The sequence below is a fragment of the Pseudomonas sp. zjy_15 genome (genome assembly GCF_043101865.1).
Classification (GTDB): domain Bacteria; phylum Pseudomonadota; class Gammaproteobacteria; order Pseudomonadales; family Pseudomonadaceae; genus Aquipseudomonas; species Aquipseudomonas putida_Y.
The window spans coordinates 36663-59920 of sequence record NZ_JBICII010000130.1 but is presented as its reverse complement, the minus strand read 5'-3'; the positions used below and the strand labels follow the sequence as shown (position 1 = coordinate 59920).

17 protein-coding genes are annotated in these 23258 nt (G+C 62.5%); 9 read left to right on the top strand and 8 right to left on the bottom strand.

Annotated elements, in window-relative coordinates:
- The first annotated feature begins 162 nt into the window (after nt 1-162).
- From ACF8EF_RS24605 to ACF8EF_RS24590, 4 genes are read left to right on the top strand one after another with little or no spacing between them, the layout of a single operon-like run.
- Entirely contained in the window at nt 163-588 is a 426-nt protein-coding gene (locus tag ACF8EF_RS24605; protein ID WP_392529379.1) for a YybH family protein, read from the top strand.
- A gap of 44 nt (nt 589-632) precedes the next feature.
- Entirely contained in the window at nt 633-977 is a 345-nt protein-coding gene (locus tag ACF8EF_RS24600) for a YciI family protein (protein WP_176685585.1), read from the top strand.
- A gap of 21 nt (nt 978-998) precedes the next feature.
- Nucleotides 999-1484 (top strand): SRPBCC family protein, encoded by a 486-nt coding sequence (locus ACF8EF_RS24595; RefSeq protein ID WP_176685584.1) that lies wholly within the window; start codon nt 999-1001, stop codon nt 1482-1484.
- Nucleotides 1484-2722, top strand: a complete 1239-nt coding sequence (locus ACF8EF_RS24590; protein ID WP_392462474.1) for an RNA polymerase sigma factor — start codon at nt 1484-1486, stop codon at nt 2720-2722. The genes ACF8EF_RS24595 and ACF8EF_RS24590 overlap by 1 nt, the downstream gene beginning before the upstream one ends.
- Nucleotides 2723-2841: 119 nt before the next feature.
- Here ACF8EF_RS24590 and ACF8EF_RS24585 read toward each other — a convergent pair whose 3' ends face one another.
- Nucleotides 2842-3312, bottom strand: a complete 471-nt coding sequence (locus ACF8EF_RS24585) for a MaoC family dehydratase (RefSeq protein ID WP_003254624.1) — start codon at nt 3310-3312, stop codon at nt 2842-2844.
- A gap of 34 nt (nt 3313-3346) precedes the next feature.
- Nucleotides 3347-4291 carry an alpha/beta hydrolase gene (locus ACF8EF_RS24580; RefSeq protein ID WP_209967513.1) on the bottom strand — a complete coding sequence of 315 codons (945 nt, stop codon included), beginning with the start codon at nt 4289-4291 and terminating at the stop codon, nt 3347-3349.
- Nucleotides 4292-4509: 218 nt separating this feature from the next.
- Here ACF8EF_RS24580 and fadD2 point away from each other — a divergent pair, with 218 nt between their 5' ends.
- Together fadD2 and fadD1 are read left to right on the top strand one after the other, a co-directional pair.
- The gene (gene fadD2, locus ACF8EF_RS24575) at nt 4510-6198 is read left to right on the top strand and encodes a long-chain-fatty-acid--CoA ligase FadD2 (RefSeq protein ID WP_176685581.1); all 1689 of its coding nucleotides are present in this window, start codon (nt 4510-4512) and stop codon (nt 6196-6198) included.
- A gap of 330 nt (nt 6199-6528) precedes the next feature.
- Nucleotides 6529-8226: a long-chain-fatty-acid--CoA ligase FadD1 gene (gene fadD1, locus ACF8EF_RS24570; protein WP_176685580.1), complete on the top strand. Its 1698-nt coding sequence runs from the start codon at nt 6529-6531 to the stop codon at nt 8224-8226.
- A gap of 286 nt (nt 8227-8512) precedes the next feature.
- On the opposite strand, the gene ACF8EF_RS24565 is transcribed toward fadD1, so the two are convergent.
- The gene (locus ACF8EF_RS24565) at nt 8513-9820 is read right to left on the bottom strand and encodes an FAD-binding oxidoreductase (protein WP_021783406.1); all 1308 of its coding nucleotides are present in this window, start codon (nt 9818-9820) and stop codon (nt 8513-8515) included.
- A 24-nt stretch (nt 9821-9844) separates the two neighbouring features.
- Complete coding sequence (locus ACF8EF_RS24560; protein WP_339443854.1) at nt 9845-11209, bottom strand: glutamine synthetase family protein; 1365 nt, start codon at nt 11207-11209, stop codon at nt 9845-9847.
- 572 nt (nt 11210-11781) lie between these two features.
- On the opposite strand from ACF8EF_RS24560, the gene hrpA reads away from it, so the two are divergent.
- On the top strand, nt 11782-15687 hold the full coding sequence (hrpA, locus tag ACF8EF_RS24555) for an ATP-dependent RNA helicase HrpA (RefSeq protein ID WP_209967506.1): 3906 nt from the start codon (nt 11782-11784) through the stop codon (nt 15685-15687).
- Nucleotides 15688-15861: 174 nt separating this feature from the next.
- Entirely contained in the window at nt 15862-16983 is a 1122-nt protein-coding gene (locus tag ACF8EF_RS24550) for a beta-ketoacyl-ACP synthase III (protein ID WP_176685578.1), read from the top strand.
- Nucleotides 16984-17227: 244 nt separating this feature from the next.
- Here the strand turns inward: ACF8EF_RS24550 and ACF8EF_RS24545 are convergent, their stop codons facing one another.
- Complete coding sequence (locus ACF8EF_RS24545; RefSeq protein WP_176685577.1) at nt 17228-18472, bottom strand: putative porin; 1245 nt, start codon at nt 18470-18472, stop codon at nt 17228-17230.
- A gap of 262 nt (nt 18473-18734) precedes the next feature.
- Between ACF8EF_RS24545 and ACF8EF_RS24540 the strand changes: the two genes are divergently transcribed.
- Entirely contained in the window at nt 18735-19862 is a 1128-nt protein-coding gene (locus ACF8EF_RS24540; RefSeq protein WP_392462473.1) for a GNAT family N-acetyltransferase, read from the top strand.
- A 131-nt stretch (nt 19863-19993) separates the two neighbouring features.
- Here ACF8EF_RS24540 and ACF8EF_RS24535 read toward each other — a convergent pair whose 3' ends face one another.
- From ACF8EF_RS24535 to ACF8EF_RS24525, 3 genes are all read right to left on the bottom strand, one after another.
- Nucleotides 19994-21826 carry an ABC transporter ATP-binding protein gene (locus ACF8EF_RS24535; protein ID WP_392462472.1) on the bottom strand — a complete coding sequence of 611 codons (1833 nt, stop codon included), beginning with the start codon at nt 21824-21826 and terminating at the stop codon, nt 19994-19996.
- A 62-nt stretch (nt 21827-21888) separates the two neighbouring features.
- The gene (locus tag ACF8EF_RS24530; protein WP_021783413.1) at nt 21889-22446 is read right to left on the bottom strand and encodes a peptidylprolyl isomerase; all 558 of its coding nucleotides are present in this window, start codon (nt 22444-22446) and stop codon (nt 21889-21891) included.
- Nucleotides 22440-23252 (bottom strand): alpha/beta fold hydrolase, encoded by an 813-nt coding sequence (locus ACF8EF_RS24525; RefSeq protein ID WP_176685574.1) that lies wholly within the window; start codon nt 23250-23252, stop codon nt 22440-22442. Before ACF8EF_RS24525 ends, ACF8EF_RS24530 begins: the two co-directional genes overlap by 7 nt.
- Between the last annotated feature and the right edge of the window lie 6 nt (nt 23253-23258).

Here is a 23258-nt window from a genome sequence, read left to right as displayed (position 1 = left end):
ACGCCGTGGCGGGCACTTGCTGGCCTTGATGCGACCTCCCAGGTGCACCGCCAATACAGATAATTTCTCCGCCTGTCGAATCCTCCGTTTCCCGTTCGACCATAGCTGAAGGCACGCGTCACACTGTGCCGCACCCCCTATGATCTGTCGGAGGAGCCCCCGATGAGCACCGCAGCCGAATCCGAAATCCGCCAATTGATCGAGCGCTGGATGCAAGCCGTGCGCGATCGCGACTTCCCGGGCATCATCGCCCCCTACGCCGACGATATCGTCGCCTTCGATGCCATCCAGGCCCTGCAATTCAAAGGCAAGTCCGCCTACACGGCGCACTGGGAAATGTGCATGGGCATGTGCACTGGCCCCATGGTCTTCGAACTTGCCGAACTTACCGTGCACGCCGCTGGCGATCTGGCCCTGGCCCATTGGCTGAACCGCTGCGGCCCAGGCGACGACGAAAGCCAGTGCGGCTTCATGCGCGCCACGGTGGGCTATCGTCGTCAAGGCGGCCAGTGGCAGGTAATCCACGAACACTGGTCGGCGCCTTTCGACATGGAAACGCAAAAAGCCCTGTTCGATCTCAAGCCCTGAGCCGTTATCGCCAAACGCACTTTGCCAATGCCCTGGAGGCGACCATGAAATACCTGTGCCTGGTCTATTGTGACGAGGGGCTGTTGCACAGCCTGCCCGACAGCCCGGCAGACGCCGAGTGCCTGGCTTACGCCGAAGCCATTCACGGTTCCGGGCGAATGCTCGCGGCCGAGGCGCTGAAGTCGGTGCAGACTGCCACCACGGTGCGCATGCGTAACGGGCACATGAGCCTGACCGACGGCCCGTTTGCCGAAACCAAGGAGCAACTGGCCGGCTTTTACCTGGTGGAGGCCCGCGACCTCAACGAAGCGCTGAATATCGCCAAGGGCATCCCTGCCGCGCGGGTCGGCAGTGTCGAGGTGCGACCAGTGCGCGAGCTGCAACCCTGACAGCCAAGGAGAACCATCAGCATGAGCCTTGCACCCATTGCGCAAGCGCAATACGAGTTGTCCATCAGCCGTCTGATCGACGCACCACCGGCCAAGGTATTCCGCGCCTGGACCGAACCCCAGTGGCTGATGCAGTGGTGGGGGCCGCACGGCATGACCACCCCGGAATGTGAAATGCAGCTGTGGGCCGGTGGCCTGTTTCGTACCCTGATGCGGGCGCCGGATGGCAGCGAGTACCCGAACCAAGGCGTTTTTCTGGAAATTGCCGCGCCACGCCGGCTGGTGTTCACCGATGCCTTCGGCCCCGGTTGGGTACCGTCGGACAAGGCCTTCATGACCGCCGTGATCAGCTTTGACGAGGAACAGGGCAAAACCCGTTACACCGCCCGTGCCTGGCACTGGAATGCCACTGACTGCCAGGCTCATGAAGAAATGGGCTTCTACCAAGGCTGGGGAGAAAGCCTGGACCGCCTGGTGGAGGTGGTGACCCAGCGGATGCCCGACTGATGACCGCATTGGCCCTGGTGCGCACCGAAGTCGAGTCCGTGTACCGGCAGGAGTCGCGGCGGATCCTGGCGACACTGATCCGCTTGCTGGGTGATTTCGACCTGGCCGAGGAGGCCATGCATGATGCCTTCTTCATTGCCGTCGAGCGCTGGCAACGCGACGGTATCCCCGTCAACCCGCGAGCGTGGCTGGTCTCTGTGGGGCGCTTCAAGGCCGTTGATGCGCTGCGCCGGCGCGCCCGCTTCGATCGCTCCCAGGCTGACTTGAGCATGCTGCTGGAGGGTCAGGCGCAGGACCCCAGTGAAGAAGAGCTGCTGGCGGATGACCGCCTGCGGCTGATCTTCACCTGTTGCCATCCGGCCCTGTCGTCCGACGCTCAGGTGCCATTGACCCTTCGCGAAGTCTGCGACCTGACCACCGAGCAGATTGCCCGGGCCTTTCTGCAAAGCCCGGCCACCATTGCCCAGCGTATCGTGCGCGCCAAGGCCAAGATCCGTGATGCCGGCATACCGTACCAGGTACCAGAGCTGAATGAGCTGCCCGAGCGCCTGGAAAGCGTGTTGCGGGTGATCTACCTGGTGTTCAACGAGGGTTATTCGGCGTCATCGGGCGAGACACTGCTGCAGCAGGCGCTGAGTGATGAAGCCATTCGCCTGGCGCGGTTGCTGGTGCAGTTGCTGCCCGACCCGGAGGCGGTCGGCCTGTTGGCGTTGATGTTGCTGCAGGCGTCCCGGCAGCGGGCGCGTATCGATGGCCAAGGCAATCTGGTGGTTCTGGAGCAGCAGGACCGTAGCTTGTGGGACCGGCAGTTCATTGCCGAGGGCTGTGATCTGGTGCGCCAGGCCCTGCAGAGCCGTGCGTTCGGGGCCTATACCGTCCAGGCGGCGATTGCTGCTGTGCATGCCGAAGCGGCGACGGCTGAAGAGACGGACTGGGGGGAGATCGTTGGGCTGTATGATGTGTTGCAGCGGTATTGGCCATCAGCGGTGGTGGAGCTGAACCGGGCGGTGGCGCTGGCGAAGCGGGATGGGCCGGAGGTTGGCTTGCGGGAAGTCGAAGGGATCCTGGCGCGGGGGGAGTTGCTGGACTATCACCTGGCACATGCGGCGCGGGCCGAGCTGCATTGCCAGCTGGGGCAGGTGGAAGCGGCGCGTGCGGCCTGGCAGAAGGCGCTGGCCTTGACACGGCAGGCGCCAGAACGGCGGCATATCGAGCGGCGCTTGCAGGCTATCGAGTGATGTGGGGGGCGCCGGCCTCTTCGCGGGCAAGCCCGCTTCCGCAGGATTCCCGCTAAATCAACGAATTAGCGGGTTACCCAGGAGAGCAGCCTCGACGAAGAGGCTGGCTGCATCACACGTCAGCTAGCCACAAAATTCGGCGGTGACACCAGCTCGACGGTCTGCTGCTTGCGCGGCGCCAGGATCTCGGCTTCACCCGCGACCACCAGCTCATCGTTCTGGTTGTACACATTGGTGGCGATGCGCACCTTGAACTTGGGCAGCTTCTCGAGGATTTCCAGGCGCACGGTCAGGGTGTCGCCAATTTTCACCGGCTTCTGGAAGCTCATTTGCTGGCCCAGGTAGATGGTGCCAGGGCCCGGCAGGGTGCAGGCCACTGCAGCACTGATCAGCGCGCCGCTGAACATGCCATGGGCAATACGCTCGCGGAACATGCTCTTGGCGGCGAACTCGGCATCCAGGTGAACCGGGTTGTGGTCACCGGACATCGCAGCGAACAGCTGGATGTCGCGTTCTTCTACGGACTTCTTGTACTCGGCCTTCTGGCCGACTTCGAGGGCTTCGTAAGGCGTGTTGGTGACCTGGGACATCGATGCTTCCTTAAGCGTTGGGCGAGGGCGACTATCATTCACTGCGCGCAGGGCGGCCAAGGGCCAGCGCCTGTTCAAGCCAGCCGAGAATGTCGGCGATGACCTCGCCACGGTTGGTTTCGTTGAGTACTTCATGCCGCGCATCAGGATAGACGCGCAACTGTACATGTCGATTGCCGGTCGCGCGCAGGGCGTCGGCCAGATGGGTGAGACGCTTGCCGGCACTGACCGGATCACATTCACCGCCGATCACCAGCATCGGCAGGTTGGGATCGATCTGCGCGAGGTTACCCGGCTGGCTGATCTGCGCCAAGCCTTGCAGCAGGTCGAGCCACAACTGGTTGGTGCAGCGAAAGCCGCATAACGGGTCATTCACGTACTGATCGACCTCGCCCGGGTCGCGGCTGAGCCAGTCGAATGCCGTGCGGTTGGGCTTGAAGGCGTTGTTGAACGAACCGAAGGACAACCATTCGATCAGTGCACTCTTGCCCAGTGGCCCCTGGCGCCAGGACTCCAGCCGGGCAATCAGCCGCGCAACGCGGTACAGCACGGCCGGTTGGTAGTTGGAGCCGCTGAGGATCGCCCCGTGCAGGCTGCCACTGTGATGCAGCAGGTAGGCCTGGGCGATGTAGCTGCCCATGCTGTGGCCGAACAGGAACAGCGGCGTGCACGGGAACTGCTGGCCGATGTGCTGGGCCACGCATCCCAGGTCGTTGACCACGGCATTCCAGCCATGATGGCGGGCGAACAGGCCGAGGTTGCCCAGTTCGGCAGTGCGCCCGTGGCCACGCTGATCGGCAGCGAACAGAGCAAAGCCGGCCTCGCTCAGGGCCTGGCCCAGGCGCTGGTAGCGCCCGGCATGCTCGGCCATGCCATGGGCCAGCAGCACCACGGCCTTTACCGGTGTGGCCGGCAGCCATTGGTATACATACAGGCTGCAGTGCTCACTGGCGGGCAGCCAGAAGGCGTCGTGGTGCATGGCGGGTCCTTGTGCGCGCGGTTACCCGAACAGTGTATGCACAACCGGCCGGATTGCAGGAGGGGCACAAATAAGATTCACAATGTTAATGGCGGGACTTGGCGTATATGCCACCTTGGGTTTACCTGCTAACGTCGAATCAACGCCTTTTCGCCAGTAGGCGGTCAGGCAAAGGACTAAAGGACGCAGTGCAGGTCCAGGCAGAGGAACAATAATAAATGCAAGCCGACTTCTGGAATGACAAGCGCCCGGCGGGCGTGCCTTCCACCATCGACATCAATGCCTACGCCTCGGTCGTCGAGGTGTTCGAACGCTCCTGCAAGCGCTTTGCGGACCGCCCGGCGTTCAGCAACCTGGGCGTGACCCTCAGCTACGCGGAACTGGAGCGCCATTCGGCAGCCTTCGCTGCCTGGTTGCAGCAGCACACCGACCTCAAGCCGGGTGAGCGCATCGCCGTGCAGATGCCCAACGTGCTGCAGTACCCCATCGCCGTTTTCGGTGCCATGCGCGCCGGACTGATCGTGGTCAACACCAATCCGCTGTACACCGAGCGCGAGATGCGCCACCAGTTCAAGGACAGCGGCGCGCGTGCGCTGGTGTACCTGAACATGTTCGGCAAGCGCGTGCAGGAGGTGCTGCCCGATACCGGTATCGAGTACCTGATCGAGGCAAAGATGGGCGACCTGCTGCCGACCGCCAAGGGCTGGCTGGTCAACACCGTGGTCGACAAGTTGAAGAAGATGGTGCCGGCCTACCAGTTGCCTCAAGCGGTGCCGTTCAAGCAGGTGCTGCGCGAGGGCCGCGGGCTGTCGCCCAAACCGGTGTCGCTGAACCTCGATGACATCGCTGTGCTGCAGTACACCGGCGGCACCACTGGCCTGGCCAAGGGCGCCATGCTCACCCACGGCAACCTGGTGGCCAACATGCTGCAGGTGCTGGCCTGCTTTTCGCAGCACGGCCCCGATGGGCAGAAGCTGCTGAAGGACGGCCAGGAGGTGATGATCGCGCCGCTGCCGCTTTACCACATCTATGCATTCACCGCGAATTGCATGTGCATGATGGTGACCGGCAACCATAATGTGCTGATTACCAACCCGCGGGATATTCCCGGCTTCATCAAGGAGCTGGGCAAATGGCGTTTCTCTGGCTTGCTGGGCCTCAATACCCTGTTTGTCGCACTGATGGACCACCCGGGCTTCCGTCAGTTGGACTTCTCGGCGCTGAAGGTCACCAATTCTGGTGGCACAGCGCTGGTCAAGGCCACCGCCGAGCGCTGGGAAAACCTTACCGGGTGCCGCATCGTTGAAGGCTACGGCCTGACAGAAACCTCGCCTGTAGCCAGCACCAACCCATACGGCCAGCTGGCGCGTCTGGGGACGGTGGGCATCCCTGTGGCGGGTACTGCGTTCAAGGTCATCGATGATGACGGCAACGAACTGCCGCTGGGCGAGCGGGGCGAGCTTTGCATCAAAGGCCCGCAGGTCATGAAGGGGTACTGGCAGCAGCCCGAGGCAACGGCCCAGGCACTGGATGCAGAAGGCTGGTTCAAGACCGGTGATATCGCGGTGATCGACCCGGACGGCTTCACCCGCATCGTCGACCGCAAGAAGGATATGATCATCGTCTCGGGCTTCAATGTGTACCCCAACGAAATCGAGGATGTGGTGATGGGGCATCCCAAGGTCGCCAACTGTGCGGCTATCGGCGTGCCGGACGAGCGTTCAGGCGAGGCGGTCAAGCTGTTCGTGGTGCCGCGCGAGGGCGGGGTGAGCGTTGATGAGCTGAAGGCCTACTGCAAGGCCAACTTCACCGGCTACAAAGTACCCAAGCACATCGTGCTGCGCGAATCGTTGCCGATGACGCCGGTGGGCAAGATATTGCGGCGGGAGTTGCGCGATATAGCTTGATACGGGGATGGCGTCTTCGCGGGTAACCCGCTCCTACACCGCCCAATGTAGGAGCGGGTTTACCCGCGAATGCCTTAAACCGCTCTAACAGGCTCTATACAGCCTTATCTGCGACATTTTGGATAATTACTCTAAAAATGACCTGTATTGTTCATTGAGTCACTTTTGTGACCGTAAGGCCTGTTTTGGCCTCTAGGCGACCCCGGACAAAGCTGTTACTCTCGGCCCGCTTCCAGATGATCCGGTTTGCAACGAACCGTCATCCCATATCAATAATAAGCGCATCGACGCGTGAATCGAACTTCGCTGTTGCTGAAGGAGTGGGCTTCCATGATCGAAAATTTTTGGAAGGATAAGTACCCAGCCGGGATTACGGCGGAAATCAATCCTGACGAATTCCCCAATATCCAGGCGGTACTCAAGCAATCCTGCCAACGCTTTGCCGACAAACCGGCCTTTAGCAACCTGGGCAAGACTATCACTTATGGCGAGTTGTATGCGTTGTCGGGGGCGTTTGCCGCCTGGCTGCAGCAGCATACCGACCTCAAGCCGGGTGACCGCATTGCCGTGCAATTGCCCAATGTCCTGCAATACCCGGTCGCGGTCTTCGGTGCCATGCGTGCCGGGCTGATCGTGGTCAACACCAACCCGCTGTACACCGCGCGGGAGATGGAACACCAGTTCAACGACTCCGGTGCCAAGGCCCTGGTGTGCCTGGCCAACATGGCTCACCTGGCCGAGAAAGTGGTGCCAAAAACCCAGGTCAGGCACGTTATCGTCACCGAAGTGGCCGACCTGCTGCCGCCACTCAAGCGCTTGTTGATCAACAGCGTGATCAAGTACGTGAAGAAGATGGTGCCGGCCTACAGCCTGCCGCAGGCCGTGCGTTTCAATGACGCCCTGGCGTTGGGCAAGGGCCAGCCAGTGACCGAAGCCAACCCGCAGGCCAACGACGTGGCGGTGCTGCAATACACCGGCGGTACCACCGGCGTGGCCAAGGGCGCCATGCTGACCCACCGCAACCTGGTGGCCAACATGCTGCAGTGCCGGGCACTGATGGGCTCCAACCTGCACGAAGGCTGCGAAATCCTCATCACCCCGCTGCCGCTGTACCACATCTATGCGTTTACCTTCCATTGCATGGCGATGATGCTGATCGGCAACCACAACGTGCTGATCAGCAACCCGCGAGACCTGCCGGCGATGGTCAAGGAACTGGGCAAGTGGAAGTTCAGCGGCTTTGTCGGCCTCAACACCCTTTTCGTTGCCCTGTGCAACAACGAGGCATTCCGTGCCCTGGATTTCTCGGCGCTGAAGATCACGCTGTCGGGTGGCATGGCCCTGCAGCTGAGTGTGGCCGAGCGCTGGAAGGCCGTTACCGGTTGCGCCATCTGCGAAGGCTACGGCATGACCGAAACCAGCCCGGTGGCGGCGGTGAACCCGTCGGAAGCGAACCAGGTGGGTACTATCGGTATTCCGGTGCCGTCGACCCTGTGCAAGATCATCGACGACGCCGGCAAAGAGCTGCCGCTTGGCGAGGTGGGCGAACTGTGCGTCAAGGGCCCGCAGGTGATGAAGGGCTACTGGCAGCGTGAAGACGCCACGGCCGAGATTCTCGACAGCGAAGGCTGGCTGAAGACCGGTGACATCGCCCTGATACAGGCCGATGGCTACATGCGTATCGTCGACCGCAAGAAAGACATGATTCTGGTCTCGGGCTTCAATGTGTACCCCAACGAGCTGGAAGATGTGTTGGCGGCCTTGCCGGGCGTGCTGCAGTGCGCAGCCATTGGTGTGCCGGACGAGAAGTCGGGTGAAGTGATCAAGGTCTTCATCGTGGTCAAGCCGGGCATGACCGTGACCAAGGAACAGGTGATGGAGCACATGCGTGCCAACGTTACCGGCTACAAGGTACCGCGCCATATCGAGTTCCGCGATTCGCTGCCAACCACCAACGTGGGCAAGATCCTGCGCCGCGAGCTGCGTGATGAAGAGCTCAAGAAGCAAGGCTTGAAGAAGATCGCCTGACTATAAGCCTGCACGCTCAGTGTGGCAGCGGCCTCGTGTCGCGAAAGGGCCGCGAAGCGGCCCTGGGATTTTGGCGGCGATGCGACAATGGTTGGGGGCGCTATGCGCCCCTTTCGCGACACAAGGCCCCACAATAAGATGCGGCGCCGTCTTCAGACATTGTGAGCCCCTGTAGGAGCGGGTTTACCCGCGAATACGGTAGTGGCGACAACGGTGAACGGCGGGTGGAGATCGGTCAGCAGGGCCGGCCCTTTCGCGGGTAAACCCGCTCCTACATCCGCGCAACTCAGCGCAGCTTCTCGAGCATCTGGTAGTACCACATCCCCGCCGCCAGCAGCGGGTTCCCCAGCAAGTCCCCCATCGGCACCCGCACATGCTTGCACTGGGCGAAGGTGTCGAACTTCTCCAGCGTCCCGGTCAACGCTTCGGCCATGATCTCGCCCATGATGTGGCTGGTGGCAATGCCGTGCCCCGAGTAACCCTGGCAGTACCACACGTTGTCCGACAGCTTGCCCAACTGCGGAATGCGGTTGACCACGATGCCCATGGCGCAGCTCCACTGGAATTCGATCGGCACCCCCTTCAATGCCGGGAAGGTGCGTTCGATGCAGGGGCGCAATTCGCCTTCGATGTCGCGTGAATCCTTGCCGGAGTAGTTGGCGCCGCCGCCGAACAGCAGGCGTTTGTCGGCTGTCAGGCGATAGTAGTCGAGGACGAAGCGGCAGTCGTACACCGCCAGGTCCTGTGGGTTGATCTGCTCGGCCAGCTCACCCAGGGGCGCGGTGGTGACGATACCGCCCATGGCCGGGAAGATCTTGCCCTTGAGCTGGCGCTTTTCCAGCTTGTGATACACATCACCGGCCAACATCACCTGGCGTGCTTCCACCCGGCCGTGGGCGGTAACCACCGCCGGGCGCGGGCCGTGGACGATGTCCAGCACTTCCGAATTTTCGAATATCAGTGCACCCAGGCCATGCGCGGCACGGGCTTCGCCCAGGCACAGGTTGAGTGGGTGCAGGTGCAGGTTGCGCAGGTTCTTCAGCGCGCCCAGATAAAGCGGGCTTTGCAGATGCTCCGCCACTGCAGAGCGGTCGAGCAGTTGCACCTGCTCGCCCATGCCACGGCGTCGTGCTTCGGCCTCGAACGCACGCAGCTCGTTCATGTGCGAAGGCTTCATGGCTGCATGCAGGTGGCCACGCTTGAGGTCGCAATCGATGCCATAGCGCGCCACGCGCTGCTCGATCACCTGGTGCCCGCGCCAGCGCAAGTGCCAGATGAAATCGTCGACTTCGGCGCCCAGGTGGTTGCGCATCTGCGCGCGCATGGCCTCGTCGCCCGACAGGCTGCCGGTGACCTGGCCACCGTTGCGCCCGCTGGCGCCCCAGCCGATGCGGTTGGTTTCGACGATGGCGACCTTCAGGCCGCGCTCGGCCAGTTCCACCGCCGTGGCCACGCCCGTAAAGCCACCGCCGATGATCGCCACATCCACCTGCACTGTGCCCTTGAGTTGCGGGTACTCGCTGTGGTCGTTGAGGGTAGCGCTGTAATAGGACGGCGCGCGCTGCGCCGGGCCGTTGTTCAATGCTGCATTCATGGGTGTTCCTTGTTATGTGGGGGCTCAGGCCTGGTGCAGGTACCAGCGCCAGTCCTGTTCGCTGACTTCGGCCATGAACTGGCGGTACTCGGCGCGCTTGACCTTCAGGTACACGCCAAGGAAGTCTTCGCCCAATGCTTCGCGGGCCCAATCGGAATGTTGCAGGGCGTCGAGGGCGGTCAGCCAGTCGGTGGGCAGGTGTTCGGTGGCCTGGGCATAGCCGTTGCCTTCAACGGGGGCGCCTGGGTCAAGCTGTTCGCGGATGCCCCGGTGGCTGGCAGCAAGGATCGCCGCTGCAGCCAGGTAAGGGTTGGCATCAGCGCCACAGATGCGGTGCTCCACATGCCGGCTGTTGGCCGGGCCACCCGGCACGCGCAGGCTCACGGTGCGGTTGTCCACGCCCCAGGTTGGCGCCAGGGGCGCATAGCTGTTGGCCTGGAAACGGCGGTACGAGTTGGCGTTGGGGCAGAACAGCAACAGCGAGTCGCGCAGGTGACGCAGCATGCCGGCCACGGCCTGGCGCAGCAACGGGGTGCCGGCCTTGTCTTCACTGGCGAACAGGTTGTTGCCAGCGCTGTCGGCCAGGCTCAGGTGCATGTGCATGCCGGTGCCGGCCAGTTGGGCGAATGGCTTGGCCATGAAGCAGGCCTGCATGCCGTGAGCATGGGCCACACCTTTTACCAGGCGCTTGTAGCGCACCGCCTGGTCCATCGCCTGCAGCGCATCGCCATGCTCCAGGGTGATTTCTACCTGGCCGGGGGCGTACTCGGAAATGGCCGTGCGCGCCGGGATGCCTTGGGCCTTGCAGGCAGCGTACAGGTCGGCGAGGAACGGTTCGATCTGCTCCAGTTCGCGCAGGCCATAGACCTGGGTGCTGCGGGGGCGACCACCATCGTTGTCCAGCGCCGGTTGTGGGCGGCCTTGGGCATCACGCTGCTGGTCAAGCAGGTAGAACTCCAGCTCGCAGGCCATCACCGGGTGATAACCGTCAGCCTTCAGCGCTTCGATGGTGCGCAGCAGCACATGGCGTGGGTCAGCGATGCTGGCCGGCAGCCCCTCGCTGGGGTGCATGCTCACCTGCACTGCGGCAGTTGGCACCCGGCGCCAGGGCAGGCGCACCAGGCTGCCGTCAAGCGGGTAGGCACGGCAGTCGATATCACCGACGTCCCACACCAGGCCGGAGTTTTCCACGTCGTCGCCATTGAGGGTCAGGCCCAGGATGGTGCTGGGCAGTGGCCGGCCGGTCTGGTACACGGCCAGCAGTTCCTCGCGGTGCAACAGCTTGCCGCGTGGCACGCCGTTGGCGTCGAGGATGAACAGTTCGAACAGCTCGATATCGGGGTTGTCGGCCAGAAAACGGGTAGCCTGCTCTACAGGGGCAAAGTGCATGATCAATTCGCTCATAGACGCGCAGGGCCACCGCGCAAGCAGGCGGCCCGGTTGAGTCAAACGGCCAGAAGGTGGCCGGGTTTGGTCACAATGGCGTGAGCGAGGTGTCCGGTGGGCGCGCGTGACGGCAGTGCCACAAGGCCCAGAAGGCGAGGATGATGTGGACCAGCGGATTTTCCCCGGCACGCCTCCGGGCCTTCGGCAGCGAAGGGCGGGACGACGGTGGGGCGATGGGCTGGGCGGGAGTCATGCCTTTGATACTCACATGCGGCGTAAGGTTGATTAAAGCAGTGAATGGCAACCTTTACATCGCACTTGGCTAAACATTCGTGTTGAAAGCATCACGGTCAAAGTGGGAGCGGCCTTGCGTCGCGAAAGGGCCGCGTAGCGGACCCCGGCCATCAGCGACCACGCAGAAATTGCTGGGGCCGCTTTGCGGCCCTATCGCGACACAAGGCCGCTCCCACAGGGAGCGTGCAGGCAGCAGAGAATCCGCAAATCTGCGACAATCGCCCGACTTTCCGAATGCCGATCATGAAAAAGCAGGCTCACCTGCATCACTAAAAAGCCCCATGACTGACCACGCCATCGACAAACTGCTGCAAAACCTCGACCACGCCATGATTGCCGACCGCCATCGCCTGCGCCGGCAACTGCACGAACTGCGCAAGCGCCCCGACGAGGCGAAGCTGGCGCAGTGGGTGGAGAAGGTCCAGGCCTCCTGCGCTCAGGTCACCGCGCGTCAGCAGAGCGTGCCGACCGTACGCTACGACGACAACCTGCCCATCGCCGCCAAGCGTGACGAAATCAAGAAGGCCCTGGCCGAAAACCAGGTGTTGGTGATTGCCGGCGAAACCGGCTCTGGCAAGACGACCCAGTTGCCGAAGATCTGCCTTGAGCTTGGCCGTGGCAGCCATGGGTTGATCGCCCATACCCAGCCACGCAGGATCGCAGCGCGTAGCGTGGCAGCGCGGGTCGCCGAAGAGCTTGGCACGCCCTTGGGCGCGCTGGTCGGCTACCAGGTGCGTTTCGAAGACCAGAGCGATTCCAACACCTTGGTCAAGCTGATGACCGACGGCATCCTCCTGGCCGAAACCCAGCACGACCGCTTCCTTGAACGCTACGACACGATCATCGTCGACGAAGCGCACGAGCGCAGCCTGAACATCGACTTCCTGCTCGGCTACCTGAAAACGTTGCTGCATCGCCGACCGGACCTGAAGCTGATCATTACCTCGGCCACCATCGACCTGGAGCGCTTTTCCAGGCACTTCGACGGCGCACCGATCATCGAGGTGTCCGGGCGCACCTTCCCGGTGGACACCTGGTACCGCCCGCTGACCAGCGAACAGGACGAAGAGGGCAACCAGATCGAGGACGACCTCACCGTCGATCAGGCCATCCTTGCCACCCTCGATGAGCTGGCACAGCACGAACGCAGCGAAGGCAAGGGCCCCGGCGATGTGCTGATCTTCCTGCCGGGCGAGCGGGAAATCCGTGATGCCGCCGAGATCCTGCGCAAGGCGCAACTGCGCCATACCGAGATTTTGCCGCTGTACGCGCGCCTGTCACCGGCCGAGCAGCAGCGTATCTTCCAACCGCACACCGGGCGCCGCGTGGTGCTGGCCACCAACGTCGCCGAAACCTCGCTGACTGTGCCGGGCATCCGCTATGTGATTGACACCGGTACTGCGCGCATCAGCCGCTACAGCTACCGCGCCAAGGTCCAGCGCCTGCCGATCGAGGCAGTGTCACAGGCCAGTGCCAACCAGCGTAAAGGCCGTTGCGGCCGGGTCGAGCCTGGCATTTGCGTGCGTCTCTACAGCGAAGAGGACTTCAACAGCCGGCCAGCGTTTACCGACCCGGAGATTCTGCGCACCAACCTGGCGGCGGTGATCCTGCAGATGTTGCACCTGCGCCTGGGTGCAATCGATGCCTTCCCGTTCATCGAGCCGCCAGATGGCAAAGCCATCAGCGACGGCTTCAACCTGTTGCAGGAGCTTTCGGCGGTCAACCGCGAGAACCAGCTGACGCCAATTGGCCGCCAGTTGGCGCGCTTGCCGATCGACCCTCGGCTGGGCCGCATGCTGCTTGAAGGCGCACGCCTGGGCAGCCTGCAGGAAGTGCTGATCGTCACCAGCGCGCTGTCGGTGCAGGACCCGCGTGAACGCCCTCCAGAACGCCAGCAGGCCGCCGATCAGGCGCACGCACAGTGGAAGGACGTGGACTCGGACTTCGCTGCGCTGGTCAACCTGTGGCGTGGTTTCGAGGAACAACGCCAGGCGCTGACCGCCAACCCGCTGCGCAACTGGTGCCGCAAGCAGTTCCTGAACTACTTGCGGCTGCGCGAGTGGCGCGATGCTCATCGTCAGTTGGCGCTGATTTGCCGCGACCTGCAACTGACGGTGAACAAGGAACCGACCGATTACCAGAAGCTGCACAAGGCAATCCTCAGCGGGCTGCTCAGCCAGATTGGCCAGAAGACCGAAGAGGGCGACTACCAGGGCGCCCGCCAGCGGCGCTTCTGGGTGCATCCGTCGTCGGGCCTGGGGCGCAAGCGCCCGCAGTGGGTCATGGCTGCCGAGCTGGTCGAAACCACCAAGCTGTATGCGCGCATGGTGGCCAAGATCGAGCCGGACTGGATCGAACCGCTGGCCGGCCACCTGATCAAGAAAAACCATTTCGAGCCGCACTGGGAGAAGAAGCGCGGGCAGGTGGTGGCCTACGAGCAGATCACCCTCTACGGGCTGATCCTGGTCGGCCGCCGGCCAGTGCACTACGGCCCGATCGACCCGGCGACCTCGCGCGAGCTGTTTATCCGCGAAGGCCTGGTGGGTGGCGAAATCCAGTCGCGGGCCAAGTGCCTGACGGCCAACAAGCGCCTGCTTGAAGAGCTGGACGAGCTGGAAGCCAAGGCTCGCCGGCGTGACATTCTGGCTGACGAAGAAACGCTGTACGCTTTTTACGAAGCGCGCCTGCCGGCAGAAATCCACCAGACGGCGACCTTCGACAGTTGGTACCGCATGGGCAGCCAAAAGGACGCCAACCTGCTGATCATGCGCGAGGAGGACGTGCTGGCCCGTGAGGCCAGCGAAGTGACCGCCGCACAGTACCCCGACAGTATGCAGGTGGGCGATTTGCGTCTGCCGCTGAGCTACCACTTCGAGCCCGGCCACCCCCGCGATGGTGTGACGGTGCGGGTGCCGGCGCCGCTGTTGCCGAGCCTGCCGGGCGAGCGCCTGGAGTGGCTGGTGCCAGGTCTGCTGGAGGCCAAGTGCGTGGCGCTGGTGCGTAACCTGCCCAAGGCCTTGCGCAAGAACTTCGTCCCGGTGCCAGACTTCGTCAAGGCTTCGCTGGCGCGCATGACCTTCGGCCAAGGGGCGCTGCCGCAGGCCCTGGGCCAGGAGCTGCTGCGCATGACCGGTGCACGTGTGTCGGACGAGGCCTGGGACGAGTCGGTCAACCAGGTCGAAGGCCACCTGCGCATGAACATCGAAGTGGTCGATGGCCAGGGCAAGTTCCTTGGCGAAGGCCGCGACCTGGCAGAACTGACCGCGCGCTTTGCTGCCGCCAGCCAGGCTGCCTTGGCCGTGCCGCGTGACGCCAAGGGTGAGCAGCCGGTGCAGGCCAAGGCCTTCAGCGAAGTGAAGCAGACCGCCCAGCAGAAGATCGCCGGCCTGTCGATGACCGTGTACCCGGCACTGGTGGAAGACAACGGCACCGTGCGTGAAGGGCGCTTCTCGACCCAGGCCGAAGCCGAGTTCCAGCACCGCCGCGCATTGCAACGGCTGTTGCTGCAGCAGTTGGCCGAGCCGGCCAAGTTCCTGCGCGGCAAGCTGCCGGGGCTGACCGAACTGGGCCTGCTGTACCGTGAAATGGGGCGGGTCGAGGCGCTGGTCGAAGACATTCTGCTGGCCAGCCTGGACAGTTGCATCCTTGAAGGCGAACAACCGTTGCCACGTGATGGCGCGGCCTTGGCCGGGCTGGCTGAACGCAAGCGCGGCAGCTGGGCCGAGCATGCCGAGCGCCTGGCCAGGCAGACCCTGGAAGTGCTGAAACTGTGGCATGGGCTGCAGAAACGCTTCAAGGGCAAGATCGACCTGAGCCAAGCGGTGGCACTGAACGACATCAAGCAGCAGCTGGGCAACCTGGTGTACCCGGGCTTCGTGCGCGAAACGCCTGGGGTGTGGTTCAAGGAGTTGCCGCGTTACCTCAAGGCGGTTGAATTGCGCCTCGAGAAACTTGGCTCGCAAGTACAGAAGGACCGGGTGTGGAGCGGCGAGCTGGCCAATTTGTGGACGCAGTACAAGGCCCGTGCCGACAAGCATGCCCAGGAAGGCAAGCGCGATGAGCAACTGACCGTGTACCGCTGGTGGCTGGAAGAGTATCGAGTGTCGCTGTTTGCCCAGCAGTTGGGGACCAAGGTGCCGATTTCTGACAAGCGATTGAGCAAACAATGGAGTCAGGTGGAAGGCTAACCTTCATTATTTGTGGCAAACTTTGGGGCGTTTGGGGCCGCTTTGCGGCCCTTGGCGGGTAAGCCCGCCCTGCGGGGGTAAATGTACGCCCCTGAATTGGCACTAAAGTGCCATTAACCTGTCATATTCCCAGCCAGCGCCTTGTGGCGATGGCCTTTGACCAGAGGAACGACCGTGCATAACGTCGTGATCAGCGGCACCGGCCTGTACACCCCGGCCCAGAGCATTTCCAACGAAGAGCTGGTGGCTTCCTTCAACGCCTGGTCGCAGCAGTTCAACCAGGACAACGCTGCCGCCATCGAGCGCGGAGAGGTCGAAGCGGCGCCGCTCTCCGACCCGGCGTTCATCGAAAAGGCCTCGGGCATCAAGAGCCGTTTTGTCATGGACAAGGCCGGTATCCTAGACCCGCAGCGCATGAAGCCGCGCCTGCCCGAGCGCAGCAACGATGAACCGTCGGTGCTCTGTGAAATGGCCGTGGCCGCTGCCCGTCAGGCCCTGCAGCGCGCTGGCCGAACGGCGGCCGATGTCGACGGGGTGATCGTCGCCTGCTCCAATTTGCAGCGCCCGTACCCGGCCATCGCCATCGAAGTGCAACAGGCATTGGGTATCCAGGGTTTTGCCTTCGACATGAACGTGGCCTGCTCGTCGGCCACCTTCGGCATCCAGACCGCCGCCAACAGCGTAGCGCTGGGCCAGGCGCGGGCAGTGCTGATGGTCAACCCCGAAGTGTGCACTGGCCACCTCAACTTCCGTGACCGCGACAGCCATTTCATATTTGGCGATGCTGCCACCGCCGTGTTGCTGGAGCGTGCCGACCAGGCCACTTCGGCGCACCAGTTCGACGTCGTCAGCAGCAAGCTCTGGACTGAGTTCTCCAACAACATCCGCAACAACTTCGGCTTCCTCAACCGTGCGGCGGAAGAGGGCGAAGGCGCTGCGGACAAGCTGTTCATCCAGGAAGGCCGCAAGGTGTTCCGCGAGGTGTGCCCGAAGGTGGCCGAGCTGATCGGTGAGCACCTGCAGGAGAACGGGCTGCAACCGGGCGACGTGAAGCGCTTCTGGCTGCACCAGGCCAACCTCAGCATGAACCAGCTGATCGTCAAGAAACTGTTGGGGCGTGAGGTGGCCGAGGAAGAGGCACCGGTGATTCTGGACCGTTACGCCAATACCAGCTCGGCGGGGTCGGTGATTGCCTTCCACCTGTACCAGGATGACCTGGCAAAGGGCTCGTTGGGCGTGTTGAGCTCGTTTGGTGCGGGGTATTCGATCGGTAGCGTGATTTTGCGCAAGCGCTGATTGAGCAGAAGCCTGTTCCGGCCCTTTCGCGGGTAAACCCGCTCCTACGACGGGCCGTGCCGGACCGCCCATGCGTGTACACCACCGACCGTTGTAGGAGCGGGTTCACCCGCGAATACGGTAGCGCCGGCACCGGTGAACGCCCGGTAGAAAGTGGCCGATGCATTTCTGGCAGGCAAAAAAGCGGGAAACGCCGGATGGGGTCGGCATTTCCCGCTTCAGGTGAAGCAGAGCAGGGTGTCGCTTAGAACTTGGCTTCCAGATCAACCTGCAGGGTGTCTACGTCAGCATTGCTGTTCGGCAGCTGCGACAGGTCGGTCTTGGCCATCAGATAGGCAGCACCCAGGGAGAAGTTCTTGTCGATCTCGTAACCGACCTTGAACTTGTGACCACGCGAACCGGTGAAGCCGTTGCCGAAGTCCGAATCGGTGAACAGGCTGACCACCGCGTTACGCTGCACATCGCGGTAGTTGTAGTCCAGGCTCCAGGCGCCCATTTTGGTTTTCAAGCCAGCCAGCCAGGCCTGATCTTCGCCATCGGTGCTCTCGGTATTCTTCACGTACTGGCCATAGGCCGACAACGGAATGGCCAAGCCGGTGAAGTCGATCTGGCCAAAGCCTTCCACCAGATTGAACTCGTTGGTGGTGTTGCCGAACGACTGCAGGATGGCTGCTTCCTTGTCGTTGTCGTAACCATAGATGCTGGCACCCACGGTGAGCTTGAGCACGTCGGCCGGCGCAAACTTGGCGCCCAGCTGGCCGTGGTAGACCTGCGCATCGTGCTTGTACTGGACGCCGTCACCATCGACGTTATCCTTCAGGGTGTACTGACCGGCGCTGGCAAAGACCTCGGCCCCGCCCAGGTCAGCCTTGTAAGTGGCAGCCACACCTTCCGGGTTGATGTCGCCATCCCAGATGATGTCGCCCATGCTCACCCAAGGCTGTGGCATCTTGCCGCCAATCAGGTGCAGGTTAGGGACTGCAGTCGGGTGCCAGTCGAGGTAGGCCAGGTCGACCCACAGCGACTTCTTGTCGAAGTAGTTATCGAGGCTCTGGTTGGTCGAGCGCCGGTCGGCGCTGCTGCCAGTGGCTATACGAACCCCTGCGTCGACCTGCGGGTTGATCTCGCTGTAGAAGCCGACACGGGCACGCACGCGCTGGCGATCCTGGTTGCCGCTGCTGCTGTTCGGGTCGTCGACGTTGACGTCTTCGTAACGCAGGCGCACGTCACCTTTGATCTGGGTCTTGGCGGCCCATGCCACTTTTTGTTCGAAGGAGCTCATACGTTCGGACTGAGCTTTCTGGTCGGCCTTTTCCTTGGTTTCTTTTGCCAGGTCGCCCTGCAGTTCGTTGTACTGCGCCTGGTTGATCGAGCCATTGGCGCGGAGCATTTCGAGCAGCTTGGCGTCGACAGCAGCACTGGCCGGGGCACTCAGGGCCAGCATCATGCCGGTGAGGCTTACTCCGGTAAGTGTGGAAACAAGACGCATAAGGTTCTCCCTACTGAAAAAAATGGGGGAGGCTCAAGCGCCTGCCCCTGCATTGGCATGTCTTCGGAAAGGGCCTGAGTAGACAGGTTCTGTGGATCCGGAAAACAGGCGCAAGTATTGCGGGGGCCAATGACAGATTAATGTCTGATTAGTGGCACTGTTGTTAAGTAATTGAGAATGAAGGGATCAACCCGTCGATCGTCATTTGAGCGGCGGGCCTTCCTTGGGGATACTGACGGTCTTCAGACAGCGAGCCGAAAACGTGACCAGCCTGTACAGCCTTGCCCATCTGCGTGATCTTCCGACGGCCACCTGGGATGCCCTTGTGCCAGCCGGTCAACCCTTCCTGCGCCATGCTTTTCTCAGTGCAATGGAGGACAGCGGCAGCGTGGCGCGCAACACCGGCTGGGCCAGCGAGCACCTGGTGCTGGAGCGTGACGGGCAGGTGCGGGCGCTGTTGCCCGCGTACCGCAAGTGGCACTCGTTTGGCGAGTATGTGTTCGATCATGGTTGGGCCGATGCTTGTCAGCGGGCCGGTATCGCCTACTATCCAAAACTGCTTGGCGCTGTACCGTTCAGTCCGGTCAGCGGCCCTCGGCTGCTGGCGGCCGATCCGGCTGACGGTTTGTTGATGCTGCAGGCCCTGCCGGAGTATCTGGGCAAGGGTGGGCTTTCCGGAGCGCACATCAACTTCACCGACCAGGCGCTGGACGCGCAGTTGGCGGGCCTGCCAGGGTGGATGGAACGCCTGGGTTGCCAGTTTCACTGGCAAAACCGGGGGTATCGCGACTTCCAGGACTTTCTCGACAGCCTCAGCTCGCGCAAGCGCAAGCAGATGCGCAAGGAGCGCGAGCAGGTGGCCGGGCAGGGCATCGAATTCCGTTGGTACCGCGGCGAAGAGCTGGACGAGGCGCAGTGGGACTTCGTCTTCCTGTGTTACGCCAACACCTATGCGGTACGCCGCCGGGCACCTTACCTGACCCGCGAATTCTTCAGCCTGCTGGCCGAACGCATGCCCGAAGCGGTGCGCGTGGTGATGGCGCGCCAAGGCGGGCGTGATGTGGCAATGGCCCTGAGCCTGGTGGGGGGGGACAGCCTGTTTGGCCGCTATTGGGGCTGCCTGGATGAGTTCGATCGGCTGCATTTCGAGACGTGTTTCTACCAGGGCATGGACTTTGCCATTGCCGAGGGTTACCAGCGTTTCGATGCCGGGGCGCAGGGCGAGCACAAGCTGATTCGCGGGTTCGAGCCGGTGTTGACGCGGTCCTGGCATTACCTGCTGCACCCGGGGTTGCGGCGGGCGGTGGAGGACTTTCTGCTCCAGGAACGGGAAGGGGTCAAGGGGTATGCCGAGGAGGCGCGGGGGATGTTGCCCTACCGCCGGGACTGATCTGGGTTGCCTGTGCCGGCCTTTTCGCGGGTAAACCCGCTCCTACAACGGCCTGTGTTCAACCCACGGTGTGTGTCCACCGCAGATCAGTGTGTAGGAGCGGGTTTACCCGCGAAAAGGCCGCACAGGTGTCAGTCGACCCCGACAAAGCCTCCGGTCTGGTGGTGCCACAATCGGGCATACAGCCCTTGCTGCTCCAGCAACTCACTGTGGCTGCCACTCTCGGCAATTCGCCCCTTGTCCAGCACCACCAGCCGGTCCATCCGGGCAATGGTCGACAGCCGGTGGGCGATGGCAATCACCGTCTTGCCCTGCATCAGCGTCTCCAGGCTTTCCTGGATCGCCGCTTCCACTTCCGAATCCAGCGCCGAGGTGGCTTCGTCCATGATCAGGATCGGCGCATTCTTCAACAGTACCCGGGCAATGGCGATGCGCTGACGCTGACCGCCCGACAACTTGACCCCGCGCTCCCCCACATGGGCATCGAAGCCGGTACGCCCCTGGGCGTCCGACAGTTGCGGGATGAACTCGTCGGCGCGGGCACGGCGCACGGCTTCTATCAACTCCGCCTCGCTGGCGTCTGGGCGACCATACAGCAAGTTGTCGCGGATCGAACGGTGCAGCAGCGAGGTGTCCTGGGTGATCATGCCGATCTGCGCACGCAAGCTGGCCTGGCTGACCTCGGCAATGTCCTGGCCGTCGATCAGGATGCGCCCACCCTGCACGTCGTACAGGCGCAACAGTAGGTTGACCAAGGTCGACTTGCCTGCCCCGGATGGGCCGATCAAGCCAATTTTCTCACCAGAGCGGATGTCCAGGTTGAGCCCTTCGATGACATTGGCAGCCTTGCCGTAATGGAAGTCGACGTCATCGAAACGCACCGCGCCGCGGCTGACCTTCAGTGCCGGCGCATTGGGCGGGTCGGTGACGGTGACCGGCTGGGCGATGGTCTGCAGGCCGTCCTGCACCATGCCGATGTTCTCGAAAATGCCGTTGACCACCCACATGATCCAGCCTGACATGTTGACGATGCGGATCACCAGGCCAGTGGCCAGGGCGATGGCGCCAACGGTGATCAGCGACTGGCTCCAGAGCCACAGGGCAAGGCCGGTGGTAGTGACCACCAGCAGGCCATTGAGCGTGGTGATGACCACGTCCATGCTGGTGACCACCCGTGAGGCCAGCTGGGTTTTTTCGGTTTGTTCGCGGATTGCTTCGCGAGCGTATTGCTGTTCGTAGTCGGTGTGGGCGAACAGCTTGAGGGTGGCGATGTTGGTGTAGCCATCGACGATACGCCCCATGAGCTTGGAGCGGGCGTCGGAAGAAATCACCGAGCGTTCCTTCACCCTCGGCACGAAGTAGCAGAGCGCGGCGATGTAGCCGATGATCCACATCAGCAGTGGCAGCATCAGGCGCCAGTCGGCCTCGGCAAACAACACCAGCGACGTAATGGCGTAGATCAGCACATGCCATAACGCGTCCACGGCCTGCACGGCGGAGTCGCGCAGCGAGTTGCCGGTCTGCATGATGCGTTGGGCAATGCGCCCGGCAAAGTCGCTCTGGAAGAAGTTCAGGCTCTGCTTGAGCACGTAGGTATGGTTCTGCCAGCGGATCAGGCTGGTCATGCCAGGGTTGATGGTCTGGTGCACCAGCAGGTCATGCAGGCCGAAGAACACTGGCCGCAGCAGCAGGATCACCACCAGCATCCAGATCAGCTCGCCGCTGTGCTCGCTGAAGAAGTTGGCATTGGGCGTACCCTGGGCCAGGTCGATGATGCGGCTGAGGTAGCTGAACATCGCCACCTCGATCAGCGAGGCGAACAGGCCAACCACCAGCAGCGCGAGAAAAGCAGGCCATACCTGGCGCAGGTAGTACAGATAGAACGGCCACACCGTGCTCGGTGGGGCTTCGCTCGGTGCCGCGCGGAAAATATCGATCAGTCTTTCGAAACGACGGTACAGCATGGTCGACAACACTCCTGTTCGTCCGACCCTCAGGCGGTTTCACATCCTTGTGAAGCCTGCAGTCAGTCGATACGTTTGGCAGACTTGATATAGACCGGATCGGCCGGTACGTCGCGCATGCCTTTTTTGATGGTGGTGGGCGAGTTGACGATCTGGTCGACCACTTCCATGCCCTTGGTCACTTTGCCGAACACGGCGTAACCGGCGTCGCGGCCCGGGTTGAGGAAGTCGTTGTCGGCGACGTTGATGAAGAACTGGCTGGTGGCTGAATTCGGGTTGGACGTGCGCGCCATCGACAGTGTGCCGCGGGTGTTCTGCAGGCCGTTGCTGGCCTCGTTCTTGATCGGGTCGTTGGTGTTCTTCTGCACCATCTGGTCAGTGAAACCGCCGCCCTGGACCATGAACCCCGGGATCACGCGGTGGAAGATGGTGTTGTTGTAGAAGCCGCTGTCGACGTACTCCAGGAAGTTCTTGGTACTGATCGGTGCCTTCTCGGCGTTCAGCTCGATTTCGACCTGGCCGAAGCTGGTGTCCAGCATGACGTGCGGGGTCTTGTCGGAAGCCATGACACTGGTGGCGAAGGCAACCGAGCAGGCGGTGAGCAGGAGTTTTTTCAGCATGGGCTCAAAGATCCTTGAGAGGTGGAAGCGGCTGCGAGGAACTGCAGCAGGGTCTGGTTGAAGACCTCGGGTTGATCGAGGGGTGTAGCGTGCCGGGAATCGTCGACGACGACCAGCCTGGCGTTGGGTATTAGGGCGACGTAGCGCTCTTTGAGTTGTATCGGCGTGTAATCGTGGTCGGCGGCGATCACCAGGGTAGGGCAGCGAATCTGCCCGATGCGTTCCTGCACACCCCAGTCGACGATAGCGTCGAAGCTCTTGAGGTAGGCGCGTTTGTCGTTGCGCGCCCAGCGCTGGGCCATCTTCTGCCGCAGGTCTGCTTGTTGTGGTTTGGGGAACAGTCGCTCGGCCAGCCCCTTGCCGACGGTTTCGACACTGAGGACGCGCGCCAGGCTCCAGCGCTTGAACCACCATAGCCAGTCACTGCGGGTGCGGCGCTTGACCTCGGGGGCGCTGTTGACGATGCACAGGCTGCGCAACCATTGCGGGTGGTCGACGGCAAACTGGAAGCCGACCATGCCGCCCATGGACAGGCCGACGAAGTGCACCGGGCCTGTGTGCAAGTGTTCGAGCAGGGCCAGCAGGTCGGCACTGAAGGTGGCGATCTGGTAACCGTCAGCGGGTTTGTCGGAGCGACCGTGGCCGCGGATGTCCATAAGGATCACCCGATAGTGGCGGCTGAGCACTGGCACCTGCAACTCCCAGTCCTGGCAGCTGGAGCCCAGCCCGTGCAGCAATACCAGGGGTTCGCCCTGGCCATATTCCTCGTAATGCAGTGTGCATCCTTCGTGTTCGAAATAGGCCATGGGCGC